We start from the raw sequence: 15896 nt of genomic DNA, 5'->3' as shown, positions 1-15896 counted from the left end.
CTTGCTTCAAGCGAGGGTTTTTTATTTACAATTCCTTTTGATTTGTTGATACCGTAGGCCGAACAGTAAGAAAAAAGATGTCTTATGTTTACAATCCCGTTAGGGATTTAATAGGGGTAGCAAAAATCCATATAAAAAGAAGTCCCGTTAGGGACGATATTCCTGAGACAAAAGACGAATACCGGCTAGCCCCGATTGTAGAGGAAATCTTTTTGTTTTTTAAAAAACCCTTCGACTGCGCTCAGGGTGACAAAAAAATGAAACAAATAGCGGGGAAAAAAACCGAACCTTTGCTTCGCCAATTCACTTCGATCGGCCGCTCCAAAATAAAAAACCGCTCATTGCTGAACGGTTTTGATGGCTAAACCAACCTTATTGTTTGGAGTCGTTTTCTTGCTTGAGTTGGTATAAATCGTTGGTTTTATTGATGATTTCACGGATGATTTCATCAAAATTTACCGTTGAGTCTTTGAGAGCGTGGATGATTTCTTTGTTTTCAGGATCATTAAATTCCTCGTAATTGATTAGGTTGATCAACCCTAAAAGCCGAACTATTGGTGCTCTAACTTGGTGAGATTGCAAAAATGCGATTTCGTATAACTTCTCATTTTGCCCCAACATATTTCGCTTGAGCTGTTGCTCTTGGGTAATATTTTTAAGAAAAACATAAAACCTTCCTTGATTGATATTTAAAAAGGTTACGCTAACCTCAACTTCTATTTTTTCTCCCGACTTGGTCATATGAGTGCTGACAAACCTATCGTGTCTTTTTTCGATTATCCTTTGAAAATGGTTTTTCATTTCTTCAAGCGACTCATTACAATCAATATCTCTTATATTCATTTGTAGTAACTCTTGTCGCGTATAGCCAATCATTTCGCAATAAGCATCGTTAACGAATAAGATTCTGCCGTTATGCTCTATGTCGGTAATCCAAAATCCATCGCTTGTGGTTCGCAATACAGTTTCAAATTCATTTAACAACTCCAAGGAGTTTTGGAAAGAATGATGCAAGGGGCGATAATAAATCAAATAGTAGGCTGTTGAAAAGGAAAGTGTGAAGATTACCGACTCTAAAACCAGTAATACAACGCCACTGAGACTGGTGAATTGTTCAATCACCAACATGGTCGTAAAATCGAAAACCAAACAGACTAAGGATAATTTAAAAAAGTCAAAAAAACCAAAATGCTTTGGCCGCTTGTTGATTAAATACATAAATAAGACAAATCGTTTTTACAATTCCGGACTGTTTTGGGGCAATTTGCTTTGGCTAAAATTAGGCAAAAATTAAAAAAGGAAAGTGGTTTTTGAAAATATTTGCGACAAGTATAGCACAATAATTTACATTCTTGACATTCTTGCTGTAGCTTCGTACAAAAAAAAACGAGCAATAAGTAATTGCGGACAAATCTGTGCGACAAGAAAATAAAAAAACCCGCTCATTGCTGAGCGGGTTTTATATTGTGATAAGAGTTTGTTCTTATGCTTCGAACGGAAGGATAGATACAAATGATTTGTTATCTCCTTTTTTCTGGAATTTTACAATCCCGTCAACCTTTGCATGTAAAGTGTGATCTTTACCCATGTAAACGTTATCTCCGGCATTGTGTTTAGAACCTCTTTGTCTAACGATGATATTACCAGCAATTGCAGCTTGACCACCATAAATCTTAACGCCTAAACGTTTCGATTCTGATTCTCTACCATTCTTAGAACTACCGACACCTTTCTTGTGAGCCATGACGTTTTAGTTTTTAAATGTTAATTATTCTTCTGTAGCTTCAGCTTTTTTTGCTGCTTTCTTTTTTGGAGCAGCACTTCCGTTGATTCCCTCAATTACGATTTGAGTCAACGACTGTCTGTGTCCGTTTCTTTTTTTGTAACCTTTTCTTCTTTTCTTTTTGAAAACGATTACTTTGTCTCCTTTTAAGTGTTGTAACACTTTGGCTTCTACTGAAGCACCTTCTATAGCTGGGGCGCCTAAAGTGATGTTACCATTGTCGTCTAACAAAAGAACTTTGTCAAAAGAAACTTTTGATCCTTCTTCTGTAGCCAAACGGTGAACAAAAACTTTTTGGTCTTTGCTTACTTTAAATTGTTGCCCTGCTATCTCTACGATTGCGTACATAACAATAATGTTTAGTTAATTTTTAAGTGCGCAAATATACAACTATTTCTTTTACACACAACCCTGTTAAGTATTTTTTTCAAATCTTAGCAACAGCCTCTTAGCCAAAACAATATAATTGTGCGGGTTATCACATTTTTAGATAAAAAAAAGTACTTTTGTGTAACAAATTTAAAGGTTAGTTAACTAACTCAACAATCAACGAAAAAATTTCAATTTTTTATGAAAAAATCATTAATTGCTTTAAGTTCATTGCTTATGCTTGGAGGAACAGCACATGCTCAAAAGGTAGCTTTTGAAGAGTACGATTTACCGAATGGTTTGCATGTTATTTTACACAACGATCCGTCTGCACCGGTGGTGATTACTTCGGTAATGTACCACGTAGGTTCTAAAGATGAGAATCCGGAAAGAACAGGATTTGCTCACTTCTTTGAGCATTTATTATTCGAAGGAACTGAAAACATCAAAAGAGGAGAATGGTTCAAAATTGTAACTTCTAACGGAGGAACAAATAACGCCAATACTTCGGAAGACAGAACCTACTACTTTGAAGTTTTTCCTTCTAACAATACCGAGTTAGGATTGTGGATGGAATCTGAGCGATTAATGCATCCTGTTATCAATCAAATTGGTGTTGATACTCAAAACGAAGTCGTTAAAGAAGAAAAAAGATTACGTGTTGACAACCAACCTTACGGTCAATTGATTGCCGAGGTAAAGAAAAACATGTTCAAAAATCACCCTTACCGTTGGGCACCAATTGGTTCAATGGCGCACTTAGACGCAGCCACTTTAGAGGAATTCCAAGCGTTCAACAAAAAATTCTACACCCCTAACAATGCAGTTTTAGTAGTAGCCGGTCAAATTGATATGGCACAAACTAAAGCGTGGATTGAAAAATATTTCGGTCCTATTCCAAGAGGTGTTGAAATCAAAAAAGAAACTTTTACAGAAGCACCTATCACCGAGCCTATCAAAGCCCGTTACGAAGATCCGAACATCCAAAAGGAAATGGTGGTAGCCGCTTACAGAACACCATCGATGAAAACCCGTGACGCCAGAGTATTAGACATGATTTCTACTTATTTAAGCAACGGTAAAAGTTCTAAATTGTACAAAAAAATTGTAGACGATAAAAAGATGGCCTTACAAGTAGGTGCTTTCAACTATACCCAAGAAGATTACGGTCAGTACATTTTATACGGAATGCCGCAAGGTGAAAACACTTCGGCCGACTTGATCAGAGAAATCGATGAGGAAATTGTAAAAATGCAAAACGAATTGATTTCTGAGAAAGATTTTCAAAAATTGCAAAACATCTACGAAAGCAACTATGTTGACAGCAATGCCAGCGTAGAAGGTGTAGCCGAAAACTTAGCTACTTTCTATCTTTTATATGGTGATGTAAACTTAATCAATACCGAAATCGAAATCTTCCGTTCTATCACTCGTGAAGAAATCAGAGATATCGCTAAAAAATACTTGAACCCAAATCAACGTTTGATTTTGGATTATGTACCGGCCAAAGACAAAGCTCAAAACTAAGACTCAAAGTATCATGAAAAAAACAATTATAGTATTATCAAGCTTGTTTTTAACCTTAACTATGCAAGCACAAGACAGAACCCAACCAAAACCGGGTCCGGCACCAACTATTAACATCAAAAAACCGGAAACTTTTTCTTTGCCAAACGGCTTGAAAGTTTTAGTGGTTGAAAACCATAAATTACCTCGTGTATCTTTCAACTTATCTATCGACAACACTCCGTATGCGGAAGGTAACAAAAAAGGCGTTGACGATTTAACGAGCAGCTTAATCGGAAACGGTTCTACCAAAACATCGAAAGATGCTTTTAATGAAGAAATCGATTTCTTAGGCGCTAACATTAACTTTTTCTCTTCGGGCGCTTCTGCCAGTGGTTTGTCTAAACACTCGAAAAGAATTTTAGAATTGATGGCCGAAGGTGCTTTAATGCCTAACTTCACACAAGAAGAATTCGACAAAGAAAAAGAAAAACTAATCGAAGGCTTAAAAACGCAAGAGAAAAGCGTTCCTGCAGTAGCCGGAAGAGTAGAGCGAGTTTTAGCTTACGGGAAAAACCATCCTGCGGGTGAATACTTGTCAGAAGAAACCATCAACAACGTTTCTTTAGCCGATGTAAAAACCAATTACAGCACTTACTTTGTTCCTGAAAAAGCTTACTTAGTGGTAGTTGGCGATGTTAAAACCAAAGAAGTTAAAAAATTAGTAGAGAAATTATTCGGTTCATGGGTAAAAGCTACTGCGCCAAGATTAACTTACTCTAACCCAACCAACGTTCAGTATTCACAAATCAATTTTGTAGATATGCCGAACGCAGTGCAGTCGGAAATCACTCTTTTCAACACGGTAAACTTGAAAATGGGCGATGCCGATTTCTTCCCGGTAATTTTAGCGAATCAAGTATTTGGTGGCGATTTTAACAGCTACTTGAACATGAACTTGAGAGAAAAACACGGTTGGACATACGGTGCCCGCTCTAGTGTTGGTTTCGACAAAAACATGTACAGCCAATTCAGAGCCAATACGCAAGTAAGAAATGCAGTAACCGATAGTGCCATCACACAAGCTTTATACGAATTAAACCGTATCAGAACTGAGAAAGTTTCTGAAGAAGCATTAAACAACGTAAAAGCCGGTTACATCGGTCGTTTCGTAATGCAAGTAGAAAAACCGTCTACTGTTGCCCGTTATGCTTTAAACATTGAAACAGAAGGTCTTCCGGCTGATTTCTATGAAAACTACATCAAAAACATCAACGCCGTTACTCCGGATGATGTAATGAGAGTGGTAAACAAATACTTCTTAGCTGATAACTTAAGAATCTTAGTAGTAGGAAAAGCAGCTGAAGTTTTACCGGGATTAGAAAGTTTGAAAATTCCGATTTTCTTCTTTGATAAATTTGGTAATCCAACAGAAAAACCGGCTATGAAGAAAGCGATTCCTGCCGGCGTAACGGTAAAAACGGTAATCGACAATTATATCAATGCTATTGGTGGTGACAAAGCCATCAAAACTGTAAAATCAATTGCTTATTTAGGTTCTGCTAAAATCCCTCAAGCACCAATGCCGTTAACTTACACTTCAAAAATCGATTCTAAAGGAAGATTTGCTGAAGAATTATCAATGGCCGGAATGGGTTCATTGATGAAACAAGTGGTAAACGGAAATACCGCTTATGCTTCGCAACAAGGACAGAAAAAAGTAATGGAAGGCAAAGAATTGGCTGAAATGAAAGAAAGCGCTGTATTGTTTAGCGAAACTTTATTAGCTACTAAAGCCGGAGTAACGCTAAGCGGTATCGAACCTATGAACGGAAGCGATGCTTACACTGTTGTTGACGGCGATACTACTTACTACTTCGATGTAAAATCAGGCTTGAAAATTGCCGAAGCTTCTACAAGTGAACAAGGTGGTCAAAAAGTAACTCAAGTAACTACTTTTGGTGATTACAGAGACGTAAAAGGTGTAAAACTTCCTTTCAACCACATCATGAATGTTGGCTTTGAATTAGACATCAAAATGTCTGAAGTTAAAATTAACGAAGGTATTTCAGATGCTGATTTTCAATAATTGAAATCATACCAATAAAAAAAGACCGTTAGCAATAGCGGTCTTTTTTTTGTTTGAACCACATAGAGACATAGGAGATATTAATGCCTTTTTGTTACCATCAACAAAAAGTGAAACGCCTTTTGAATAAGCTTCAAAACCTATGTTATTATGCGGTTATTTCAGCGCTATTTTTTACTCGACAAATAAACGCCGACCAACACTACAAAAGCACCAACAAACTGCACCGGCGTTAACATTTCATTGTCCAACAATCCCCAAAAGAAAGCTACAACCGGAATCAAATAGGTAACGGATGTGGCAAAAACCGGAGACGAAATTTGGATCAATTTATAAAATAGCACATTGGCAATTCCGGTTCCGATGATGCCCAAAATGGCAATGTAAATCATCGCTTCCTTTACCGAAGTCAAATGCATTTTTGTGGTAAAATCGGTAAAAAACAAAATGCCCAAAGCCGGAAGTAACATTACCAAAAAATTCCCTGTAGTAATGGTTAAAGGCTTCAAATCGGATAAATATCTTTTGATCAAATTGACATTAGTGGCATAACACATCGAGGCTATTAACACCAAAATCGTGTACCAATAATTCTGATTCGGATGGTGTGCAGCTCCATTTAAAATAAGCAACATCGTTCCGGCAAAACCAACAAGCACTCCTATGATTTGCGTTCGTTTAAAGTCGAGACCAAAAACCACCGCACCCAATATTAAAGTATTCAAAGGCGTAAGCGAATTGAGTATCGAACTCACCGAACTACTGATTTGCGTTTGCGCAATGGCAAAAAGATAAGCCGGGATAAAAGTCCCGAAAAGCGAAGTTAGGGCAATGAATTTCCACTTGTGCAGCGGAATAGTTGTCAAACTTTTAAATCCGATTACTAACAAAAATAAGGCGCAAAACACTATGCGCAAGGAACCCAATTGAAACGGACTCAATCCTACCAATCCCTTTTTAATCAATATAAACGAACTGCCCCAAATTAAGGCCAGGACGATTAAAATAAGCCATTTTGTTTGTGTTGCTTTCATACGCAAATTTTGGATTTCAAATTTTGTAATTATTTTAAGAATAATAACTTTAATTTTTATTTATTTTTGTCTCTCAAACAAGCAATTACAATTAAAAATTAGGAATACCATGAATTTCACCAAATCTTTAGTAACCTTAGGCATCGTCTCATCTTTGTGTTTCAGCTGTAAAGACACTGCGAGCAAACCCGTTACCGAAAACGAAACCGAAGTTACCGCTACTAACGAAAAAACAAAGGCTGTAGCTGCAAAACCGGAAACAGCCAGTTTTAAAATAGAAGGAATGACCTGCGCTATGGGTTGTGCAAAAACTATCGAAAAGAAATTAGCCGATATGGATGGCGTGCAAAAAGCGACGGTTAACTTTGATAAAAAAGAAGCGACTGTAGAATTTGATGCTGCCGTATTAACTCCGGAAAAACTATATGCCACTGTAGAAGGAGCTGCCGACGGTAACACTTATAAAGTAGTCAAAAAATAATCCCAACAAATTTCAGTTAATGAAGAAGGAGCTCTCAGGAGTTCCTTTTTTTATTTAGTTTGCTTCGCTCGTTCCGCTCCGTTCCATCTATCGGCCTTGAGTCCATTGAATAGATTCAATCAAATGCTGCATGTCGTTTCGAATGTAATCGGCGGCCGGCATAATCGAATCAAAATTGGGTTTAGCATAAAAATACACCGAACCGGTTACAAAATGTTTGACACTGTCGGTAGCATAAAACTGTGCATTAGTGGCGGCATTACCACTCACACGATAAAACATACCGTATACTTTTTTATCGTTATTGATGAACGGCTGCTCTAAAATATCATCGGCCTTAATAACATGCTCGTAAGTCAACTTTTGAGCGTCGCGCAACAATTTATCAATATCGTTGTTTACCGTCTTATAAGTAAGATAAATGGTCGCCTTCATCTTTGGATAATGGATGGTGAACTCGCAATTTTGAGTCGCTTTTATCTTGGCTTTTTCATTCATTTCAAACGTAAACGGACACGGATTACTGAACGTAGCGTACTTAGCCACCTCATAATCCAAACGCAATTGTCCGGCCGGTTTGGGCAACACTTCATTTTTACATCCAACAAAAGTTAACAGTAAAAAAACCGTCAATAACCCTACAACTTTATTCCTCATCTTACTTTATTCCAAAGTTACTTTTAATTGTTTCACTCTTTTTTTATCAACTACTTCAACGGTGAAAGTCACAGTAGAAAAGTGGATTTTTTGACCTTTCTTCGGGAAATTACCTAAAATTTCTAAGATAAAACCGGCCAAGGTTTCAGCTTCTCCTTTTCGATCATCAAAAGCTTCTTCATCAACATTGACAATGCGATAAAAATCTTTGAGATTCATTTTACCTTCAAACAGAAAATTCTTCTCGTCAATTTGCGAATAGCTGATGTTCTCGTCATCAAACTCATCCGAAATGTCGCCCACAATTTCCTCAATCACATCTTCTAAAGAAACCAAGCCCGAAGTACCGCCGTATTCGTCAACTACTATTGCTAAATGGCTTTTCATGCTTTGAAAATCCTTCAGCAAATCGTCGAGTTTTTTGTTTTCAGGCACAAAAAACGGTTCGCGCAACAACGAATTCCAATTGAATTCCTTTTTATGAATATGCGGAATCAAATCTTTTACAAACAAAACGCCTTCGATATGATCGATATTTTCGCGGAAAACGGGAATTCGCGAATAGCCTTTTTCAACAATCTTCGGATAAATCTCGGCGAAAGATTCTTCAATCTCGAGCGCAAAGATATCAATTCTCGGACTCATTACTTGCTTGGTATCGGTATTCCCGAAAGAAACGATGCCTTCCAAAATTTTTTGTTCTTCCGAAGTAGTATCGTCAGCCGAGGTCATCTCCAAAGCTTGCGATAGTTGGTCAACCGAAATATTGGTTTTTTGTCTGCCTAATTTTTTATGTAAATAAACTGTAACAGCGCGCATAGGCAAACTTAAAGGCGATAACAATTGGTCTAATATCCAAAGCGGTCTAGCAATACCGGATGAAAATTTAATATTATTTCGGCTGGCATAAACTTTAGGCAATACTTCGCCGAAGAGCAAAATGAGAAAAGTAACCAAAACAACTTCAACCACAAACTTCACTAACGGTGAAACTATCCCGGCAAAAAAGGAATTCGATAAAAAAGAAAAGATAATCACTATCCCGATATTGACAAAATTGTTGGCCAAAAGCAAAGTAGCCAGTAGTTTTTTGGGTTTTTGCAACAATTGGGAAACCAACTGAGATTTGGTGGGATTTTGCTGAGAAAGCTTGGTCAAATCATTCTGAGATAACGAAAACAAAGCTACTTCTGCGGCTGAAATCATAGCCGAACAAAACAACAACAAAACAATGACTAAACTTCCAAAAAGCAAGTTGGTATCAAGAGTATCGAGAAAAGTCAAACCGGGCTCGGGGTCCAAAAGTATCAAGGTTAGTTAAACAATGTCAAAACGGCAAATCGTTCTCAGGATTGGCGGTATTGGGCGACTCAAAGTTAGCAGGTTTAGCTTCTAAATTTTGGGGTGTTTTGATGCCTTCCACCTCTTTCTTGGTGGTTAAAAAAGTGAATTCGGTTACCTGAATTTCCGTGGTGTATTTGGTAGTGCCGTCTTCAGCTTGCCATTGACGGGATTTGATGCGACCTTCCACATAAATTTTATCACCTTTAGACAAATATCTTTCACAAATTTCCGCCGCTTTGTTTCGAACCACTAAATTGTGCCATTCGGTGGAAGTGATTTTTTCGTTGGTTTGTTTGTTGATGTAAACCTCATTAGTGGCCAACGGAAAACGACCGATGCAATTGCCACCCTCGAAATAGTGCATTTTTACTTCGTCACCTAAATGACCGATAAGCATCACTTTATTTAATGTCCCATTCATTTTTTCAGCAATTTGTTCTTTTCAAATTTACAGCTTTTTTTGAAATTTAAAACCTTTCGGCTTCAATAAAATTGTGAATTACAATCGGAAACGGCAATTTTTTGACTGATTTCCAGTTGGTTCCTTCGGAAAGCTTGCCTGCTACTCTAACTTTCCAAAAGCAAATATTCAAATGCTGATGGGTTAACTTGTGTACCATTACTGCTTCATTGAATCGCGATATGTCGAGTATTTTATTTTCTACATAGGTATGTTTAAGCAGCAAATCAGATAATGCTTCAGGCGACAAATCGTTATCAGTTTCAAGTAACGGAAACTCGTATAAATTGTGCCAAATGCCTTTTTGGGTTCGTTTTTGAATGAGTGTATTGTTGACCTCATCTTCAAAAACCAAATAAGTAAAAAAACGGGTTCTGACTTTTACTTTCTTTGATTTTATGGGCAACTGAGCTACTTTCTTTTTTTGTAACGCAGCGCAACTGTTGTTAAAAATACAGTTAGCACAATCCGGATTCTTAGGTACGCACTGTAAAGCTCCGAATTCCATTATGGCTTGATTGAACAAATTGGCTTCCCCGGCGGGCAACAATTCGGCGGCCAATTGCGTGAATTCTTTCTTGGCGCCGGAAGAGGCAATATCAGTTTCCACTTCAAAATAACGAGACAACACTCGGTACACATTGCCGTCAACCACAGGAACACTCTCATTATAGGCAAACGAAGCGATGGCGGCTGCGGTATATTCACCTATGCCTTTCAGCTTTAGCAATTCGGCATAGTTGGCGGGAAACTTCCCATTGAATTCAAAAGCAACTTGCTGGGCTGTTTTATGCAAATTTCTGGCTCTGGAGTAATAGCCCAACCCTTGCCATAATTTGAGCACTTGCTCTTCATCGGCTTTGGCCAAATCAAACACGGTAGGAAATGCTTCGGTAAAACGCAAAAAATAAGGCAATCCTTGCGCTACACGCGTTTGTTGCAACATGATTTCGGAGAGCCAAATAAAGTAAGGATCAATCGTATTTCTCCAAGGCAAGTCGCGTTTGTTTTGTAAATACCATTGGATTAGAGATTTAGAGAAATTCATAGCGGAATTTAGGTTTACAAAAATAAATCTTTATGTGATTAAATTTTAATAGATTATGCTTGAAATATTCTTTTTTTAATTCATATATTTGCAACCTCAAAAATTTACACATAATATTAAATACGAAAGAAAATGACGAAAGCAGATATCGTAGCGAAGATTTCAGAAAAATTAGGCCTTGAAAAAGGAGATGTACAAGCCACTGTTGAAGCGTTTATGGAAGAAGTAAAAACTTCATTAGAAACCGGCGACAATGTATATTTAAGAGGTTTTGGTAGCTTCATCATCAAAACAAGAGCTGAAAAAACAGGAAGAAACATTTCTAAAAATACTACTATCAAGATTCCTGCTCACAATATTCCGGCATTTAAACCTGCTAAAGTATTCGTAGAATCAGTAAAAACCAATACTGAAGTAGCAGTATAATAACTTATTTATTAATCACAAAAACACAAGCTTATGCCAAGTGGTAAAAAAAGAAAAAGACATAAGGTAGCAACGCACAAACGTAAAAAAAGAGCGAGAGCTAACCGTCACAAAAAGAAAAAGTAGTTCTAAACTACTTTTCTTTTTTTAAAAAACGTTCATTGAAATGGAATTTTAGATATCAAATTTCAAATATTAAATATAGTGCTGCGGCATTAAGTCAAATATTTAAAATCATAAATCTAATATTATTCCCCCGGGTAACAACATTACCTGTTTAAAATGTTTAATCCATCCCTATTGTTGATTTAGGAATTAGGAATTAGGAATTAGGAATTACAAATCCTTAATCCAAAATCCTTAATCCTTAATTGAAAATACGGATAAAAATTTACAACATGAATAAAGAACTAATCATCCGTAGTGGTGAGAATGCTGTAGATTTTGCCTTATTAAAAGATGGAAAACTAATTGAATTACACAAACAGGAAGACACCAGTAATTTTCAGGTTGGTGATATTTTTATCGCCAAAATCAGAAAACCTGTGGCCGGTCTAAACGCGGCGTTTGTAAACGTAGGCTTTGAAAAAGATGCCTTTTTACATTACCACGATTTAGGACCAAACTTGGCTTCTTATTTGAAATTCATAAAACTTGTAAGCGCAGGTAAACTAAAAGATTTCTCCCTAAAAAACTTTCAGTTTGAAAAAGAGATTGATAAAAACGGTGCCATCTCAGACATACTGAGTGCCAATCAATCTGTATTAGTTCAAGTAGTCAAAGAACCTATTTCTACCAAAGGCCCAAGAATCAGCACTGAGCTGTCTTTCGCCGGTCGTTTTGTAGTGTTAGTGCCTTTCTCCGACCGCGTTTCTATTTCTCAAAAAATAGAATCCAAAGAGGAAAAAGACCGACTCAAAAAACTAGTACAATCCATCAAACAAAAAGGTTTCGGGGTTATTGTGAGAACAGTAGCCGAAGGCAAAAGCATAGCCGAACTAGAAAAAGATTTGCAGAACTTAATGAATCGATGGACTGCAATGTGTAAAAAATTACCAACTGCTCATCATCCTTCCAAAATATTAGGAGAACTTAATAAAGCTTCTTCTATTTTGCGAGATGTATTCAATGATACTTTCACCAGTATCCAAGTTGATGATGCAGAGTTGTACCAAGAAACCAAGGACTATTTAGCCGAAATAGCCCCTGATAAACAAAAAATTGTTAAGCTTTACCAGTCGAAAGACTTGCCGTTGTTTGAGAAATACCATATCGAGCGACAAATCAAAACGTCTTTTGGGCGTACCGTATCCATGAGTAAAGGTGCCTATTTGATTATAGAACATACCGAAGCTTTACACGTTATCGACGTGAACAGCGGAAACCGTTCTAACAAAGCCACCAATCAAGAAGATACCGCCCTCGAAGTCAACATGATAGCTGCCGCCGAAATCGCCCGACAATTGCGTCTGCGCGATATGGGTGGTATCATCGTAGTGGATTTTATCGATATGCAAAATCCGGACAACCGTCAAGTATTATTCAACTTCCTTCGTGAAGAAATGAGCGACGACAAAGCCAAACACAAAATCTTACCGCCGAGTAAATTCGGATTAGTCCAAATCACTCGCCAACGCGTAAGACCAGAAGTCAATATCGAGACCCGAGAAGAAAATCCGAATAATTTGAGCGGCGATGTAGATGCGCCAATTCAAATTATCGACAAGATTAACTTCTCCCTCGAAAAGATTATCAAAGACCACAGCGGCATCAAGCTTAATGCCCATCCGTTCGTGGCCGCTTACCTTAAAAAAGGTTTTCCATCAATACGTTCAAAATGGCTTTTTGAACATAAAAAATGGGTAAAAATCATACCACGTGACGCTTACACGTATTTAGAGTATCATTTCTTCGACAAAGACGGAAATGAGATCAAGGAATAAAAGAAGAAACCATCCCGTTTTCATAACGCGGATGGTTTTTTTATGCTTTTTTGCTAAAGCAAAAATACCTGAAGCCCACCGGGCTTCCTCCTCTTAATATCAAATCACGTGACGCTTACACGTATTTAGAGTATCATTTCTTCGATAAAGACAGAAATGAGATCAAGGAATAAAAAAAGAAACCGCCTTTCGAAAGATTGCTTTCAGCCTGTTCGGCCGCGAGCGTCCTCAAGTAGGCGGTTTTTGTGTCTTTTTGGGAGCTATTTCCGGCTATACGCTCTATCTTTACTGTTATTGCATAACAGCAAAGGATGCCGCTGCTATCCGGGCTAGGACTAATCCTTTATAATCTCCACTCTTCTCTTAATCTCATTCCCAAATTCATCCGCTACCGTAATATAATGCACTCCTGTTTCCGCAGCAATCGGCATTTCGTGAAAGGTTTGCGTCGTGCCTTTGTAGTCGTTATCCACATACCAAAATAGTTTGGCTTCCCTATTGGAATGCGCCACTTTTACAATTACCGGCTGTACTTTGCTGTTAAAATCCTTAGTCAAATAAATCTTACTGTTCGTTTTGGGATATATAAAATCCATTACCGCTTGTTGTGTCGGCTGACAATCGGCTCGGTACGGCGGCACCGTTTTGTAATCAATATGCAAACTCTTGTAATACCATTCCATCACCGGTGGTAGTATAAACCATTTGGTAGTTACTATCTTATCCACATCCTCGCAACTGCTGTTCACCCTAAACTGCCGCGATGCATCCAAATGTACCAACTTGTGATACGGACAAATCGCAGTTTTCTTGCCGCTACGAGTGATGAGCTGTTTGATTTTCGGGCAATCGTCTTGGGCTAAATGACCACTTTGTTTACAAACCTCAGCATATTCCAAATCGTTCAACGGCGGTTGGAACCATTTTTTCCGAGGCAACAAATTAAACACATCAAACAAGATAGGTGCTGCGCTGTCCACTCCGGTCAATTCCGGTCGGCCTTCACCATTGGCATTGCCAACCCATACACCAACCACGTAACGCGAATTAGTACCTATCGCCCAAGCATCGCGATTTCCAAAACTGGTTCCGGTTTTCCAAGCCAATTCTAAAGAGGAATCGTAAAACTTCCAAGCTTCATCACCTTCCGGTCGGTTGACTTCCTTCATCGCATTATACGTTAAATAAATAGCGCCTGCACCGAAAATGTTTTGCTGAAAACTATCATCGCCAAAATCCTGTTGAAAGTCGTTCACATAATTCAACTCGGCAAACTCTTTACTACGGTACTTTCCGTTCGACTGATTGAAATAATTAATCGTAGCCGACATATTGGCATAAGCCCGACACAAATCCCACAAATTGCTCTCGGCACCGCCTAAAATGAGCGATAATCCGTAATGATCGGGATGTTGGTTGATGTTTCTGAGCTTCAATTTTTGCGTCAACTCGTAAAATTTGTTCACGCCGTGTTCCTGCAACATCAACACCGACGGAATGTTCAGCGAACGCGATAAAGCGCGCTGTGCCGGTACGGCTCCGTCAAAAGTCAGGTTAAAATTCTGCGGCGAATACCCGGAAATTTGCGTAGGAATATCAGCCACCAAAGTATTGGGCAATAGTTCACCTTCGTCAAGCATGGAAGCAAACAACAGTGGTTTCAAAACGCTACCCGTACTTCGCGGCGCGCCAATGATGTCTACATCTTTATCGTGGTCTTTGTCCGTAGGCGAATTGCCTACATAACCAATGACATTGCGGTTTTGAATGTCGATGACCATAATGGCCAAATTGTGCACCTCGTTTTGTTTGTACTGATTGTAATACTGTTGCGCGATTTGATTCACTCGGTTTTGCAACGAAATCGCAACGGTGGTTTTAATGCGTTTGCCTTCATCGGTTTTGGCAATTCTTTGCAGCAAATGCGGCGCAATTTGTGGTAAATTATAGGGTTTTTGAGGCAAAGGTTCTTTAACGGCCAATTCGTATGTGAGTTGGTCTATGACTTTTTCATGATACAGTTTGAGCAACAAGGCATTGCGTTTGCGCAACAACTTAACCTGATTTTTCCCGGGATAAATCAAACTCGGCGCATTGGGCAATACCGCCAAAGTAGCACTTTCCGCCCAAGATAATTGGTACGATTGCACGCCGAAATACCGCCAAGACGCCATTTCTAATCCGACCACATTACCGCCAAAAGGCGCATGAGCAGCATACAATTCGAGAATTTTTTCTTTGGAATGTCGGAATTCCAAACGCGTCGCCAAAACGATCTCGATGGCTTTTTCAAAGTAAGTGCGCTTTTTGTTTTGACGCGACAAACGAATGACTTGTTGGGTCAACGTACTACCGCCGCGAACCACTCTTCCGGCGCTTCGGTTTTGCTGAAAAGCCTTAACCATAGCCACCGGATTGAATCCGGGATGGTGGTAAAAATGTTCGTCTTCAAAGTAAACCAAGCATTTCTTAAATTTTTCAGGCACGCTGTCTTGAGCGGGAAAACGCCATTGACCGTCACGGGCTATTTTGGCCGCTAATAACTCGCCTTCACTACTTTCTATAACAGTCGCATAAGGCGAATCGAATAAAACACGGGGCAACGAAAAATAATAGACGAGCAACAGTATAAAAAATACCGCTGATTTCTTGGGATTCCTTTTGATATAAGTAACGAAGCGTTGCGAGAACACTTTGATTTTTGCTTTCATTTTGTTTGCTAACCAATAAAATTAACCGCAAAGTTCGCAAGGTGT

The 15896-nt window shown here is 38.5% G+C and carries 15 protein-coding genes; 6 read left to right on the top strand and 9 right to left on the bottom strand.

What is annotated here, in order from left to right; all coding sequences use genetic code 11:
* Positions 1–77: 77 nt before the first annotated feature.
* Positions 78–365, top strand: coding sequence for a hypothetical protein (locus SK086_RS03690; RefSeq protein WP_324689852.1), 288 nt, complete (start codon positions 78–80; stop codon positions 363–365).
* Positions 366–372: 7 nt separating this feature from the next.
* Here the strand turns inward: SK086_RS03690 and SK086_RS03685 are convergent, their stop codons facing one another.
* The 3 genes from SK086_RS03685 to rplU form a co-directional block, all read right to left on the bottom strand.
* The gene (locus tag SK086_RS03685) at positions 373–1149 is read right to left on the bottom strand and encodes a PAS domain S-box protein (protein ID WP_324689850.1); all 777 of its coding nucleotides are present in this window, start codon (positions 1147–1149) and stop codon (positions 373–375) included.
* A 334-nt stretch (positions 1150–1483) separates the two neighbouring features.
* Positions 1484–1744: a 50S ribosomal protein L27 gene (rpmA, locus tag SK086_RS03680; protein WP_290874740.1), complete on the bottom strand. Its 261-nt coding sequence runs from the start codon at positions 1742–1744 to the stop codon at positions 1484–1486.
* A 24-nt stretch (positions 1745–1768) separates the two neighbouring features.
* A complete protein-coding gene (gene rplU / locus SK086_RS03675; protein WP_295338159.1) occupies positions 1769–2131 on the bottom strand; it encodes a 50S ribosomal protein L21 in 363 nt (120 codons plus the stop codon).
* 222 nt (positions 2132–2353) lie between these two features.
* On the opposite strand from rplU, the gene SK086_RS03670 reads away from it, so the two are divergent.
* Both SK086_RS03670 and SK086_RS03665 read left to right on the top strand, forming a co-directional pair.
* Complete coding sequence (locus SK086_RS03670; RefSeq protein ID WP_324689848.1) at positions 2354–3679, top strand: M16 family metallopeptidase; 1326 nt, start codon at positions 2354–2356, stop codon at positions 3677–3679.
* A 13-nt stretch (positions 3680–3692) separates the two neighbouring features.
* Positions 3693–5747 carry a M16 family metallopeptidase gene (locus tag SK086_RS03665; protein ID WP_324689847.1) on the top strand — a complete coding sequence of 685 codons (2055 nt, stop codon included), beginning with the start codon at positions 3693–3695 and terminating at the stop codon, positions 5745–5747.
* 167 nt (positions 5748–5914) lie between these two features.
* Here SK086_RS03665 and SK086_RS03660 read toward each other — a convergent pair whose 3' ends face one another.
* A complete protein-coding gene (locus SK086_RS03660; protein ID WP_290876762.1) occupies positions 5915–6781 on the bottom strand; it encodes a DMT family transporter in 867 nt (288 codons plus the stop codon).
* A 109-nt stretch (positions 6782–6890) separates the two neighbouring features.
* On the opposite strand from SK086_RS03660, the gene SK086_RS03655 reads away from it, so the two are divergent.
* Positions 6891–7262 (top strand): heavy-metal-associated domain-containing protein, encoded by a 372-nt coding sequence (locus SK086_RS03655; RefSeq protein ID WP_324689845.1) that lies wholly within the window; start codon positions 6891–6893, stop codon positions 7260–7262.
* 87 nt (positions 7263–7349) lie between these two features.
* On the opposite strand, the gene gldD is transcribed toward SK086_RS03655, so the two are convergent.
* The 4 genes from gldD to mutY are packed head-to-tail and all read right to left on the bottom strand — an operon-like array spanning position 7350 to position 10771.
* Positions 7350–7919, bottom strand: coding sequence for a gliding motility lipoprotein GldD (gene gldD / locus SK086_RS03650; protein WP_324689843.1), 570 nt, complete (start codon positions 7917–7919; stop codon positions 7350–7352).
* 6 nt (positions 7920–7925) lie between these two features.
* Positions 7926–9221, bottom strand: a complete 1296-nt coding sequence (locus tag SK086_RS03645) for a gliding motility-associated protein GldE (protein WP_290876768.1) — start codon at positions 9219–9221, stop codon at positions 7926–7928.
* 25 nt (positions 9222–9246) lie between these two features.
* On the bottom strand, positions 9247–9684 hold the full coding sequence (locus SK086_RS03640; RefSeq protein WP_290876771.1) for a single-stranded DNA-binding protein: 438 nt from the start codon (positions 9682–9684) through the stop codon (positions 9247–9249).
* Positions 9685–9730: 46 nt separating this feature from the next.
* Positions 9731–10771, bottom strand: coding sequence for an A/G-specific adenine glycosylase (gene mutY, locus SK086_RS03635; RefSeq protein WP_324689841.1), 1041 nt, complete (start codon positions 10769–10771; stop codon positions 9731–9733).
* A 132-nt stretch (positions 10772–10903) separates the two neighbouring features.
* Between mutY and SK086_RS03630 the strand changes: the two genes are divergently transcribed.
* Positions 10904–11197 carry an HU family DNA-binding protein gene (locus tag SK086_RS03630; RefSeq protein ID WP_131474623.1) on the top strand — a complete coding sequence of 98 codons (294 nt, stop codon included), beginning with the start codon at positions 10904–10906 and terminating at the stop codon, positions 11195–11197.
* A gap of 398 nt (positions 11198–11595) precedes the next feature.
* Positions 11596–13140 carry a ribonuclease E/G gene (locus SK086_RS03625; protein ID WP_324689837.1) on the top strand — a complete coding sequence of 515 codons (1545 nt, stop codon included), beginning with the start codon at positions 11596–11598 and terminating at the stop codon, positions 13138–13140.
* A 335-nt stretch (positions 13141–13475) separates the two neighbouring features.
* Here the strand turns inward: SK086_RS03625 and pbpC are convergent, their stop codons facing one another.
* Complete coding sequence (pbpC, locus tag SK086_RS03620; RefSeq protein WP_324689835.1) at positions 13476–15851, bottom strand: penicillin-binding protein 1C; 2376 nt, start codon at positions 15849–15851, stop codon at positions 13476–13478.
* Between the last annotated feature and the right edge of the window lie 45 nt (positions 15852–15896).

Source organism: Flavobacterium cheonhonense (assembly GCF_035671315.1).
Classification (GTDB): domain Bacteria; phylum Bacteroidota; class Bacteroidia; order Flavobacteriales; family Flavobacteriaceae; genus Flavobacterium; species Flavobacterium cheonhonense.
Note: the sequence above shows the minus strand (reverse complement) of the source record. Positions and strands in the feature narration are given on the sequence as shown.

Coding starts and splice junctions, on each gene's coding strand:
- SK086_RS03690 (WP_324689852.1), top strand. CDS start 78: ATGTCTTATGTTTACAATCCCGTTAGGGATTTAATAGGGGTAGCAAAA.
- rpmA (WP_290874740.1), bottom strand. CDS start 1,744: ATGGCTCACAAGAAAGGTGTCGGTAGTTCTAAGAATGGTAGAGAATCA.
- rplU (WP_295338159.1), bottom strand. CDS start 2,131: ATGTACGCAATCGTAGAGATAGCAGGGCAACAATTTAAAGTAAGCAAA.
- SK086_RS03670 (WP_324689848.1), top strand. CDS start 2,354: ATGAAAAAATCATTAATTGCTTTAAGTTCATTGCTTATGCTTGGAGGA.
- SK086_RS03665 (WP_324689847.1), top strand. CDS start 3,693: ATGAAAAAAACAATTATAGTATTATCAAGCTTGTTTTTAACCTTAACT.
- SK086_RS03660 (WP_290876762.1), bottom strand. CDS start 6,781: ATGAAAGCAACACAAACAAAATGGCTTATTTTAATCGTCCTGGCCTTA.
- SK086_RS03655 (WP_324689845.1), top strand. CDS start 6,891: ATGAATTTCACCAAATCTTTAGTAACCTTAGGCATCGTCTCATCTTTG.
- gldD (WP_324689843.1), bottom strand. CDS start 7,919: ATGAGGAATAAAGTTGTAGGGTTATTGACGGTTTTTTTACTGTTAACT.
- SK086_RS03640 (WP_290876771.1), bottom strand. CDS start 9,684: ATGAATGGGACATTAAATAAAGTGATGCTTATCGGTCATTTAGGTGAC.
- mutY (WP_324689841.1), bottom strand. CDS start 10,771: ATGAATTTCTCTAAATCTCTAATCCAATGGTATTTACAAAACAAACGC.
- SK086_RS03630 (WP_131474623.1), top strand. CDS start 10,904: ATGACGAAAGCAGATATCGTAGCGAAGATTTCAGAAAAATTAGGCCTT.
- SK086_RS03625 (WP_324689837.1), top strand. CDS start 11,596: ATGAATAAAGAACTAATCATCCGTAGTGGTGAGAATGCTGTAGATTTT.
- pbpC (WP_324689835.1), bottom strand. CDS start 15,851: ATGAAAGCAAAAATCAAAGTGTTCTCGCAACGCTTCGTTACTTATATC.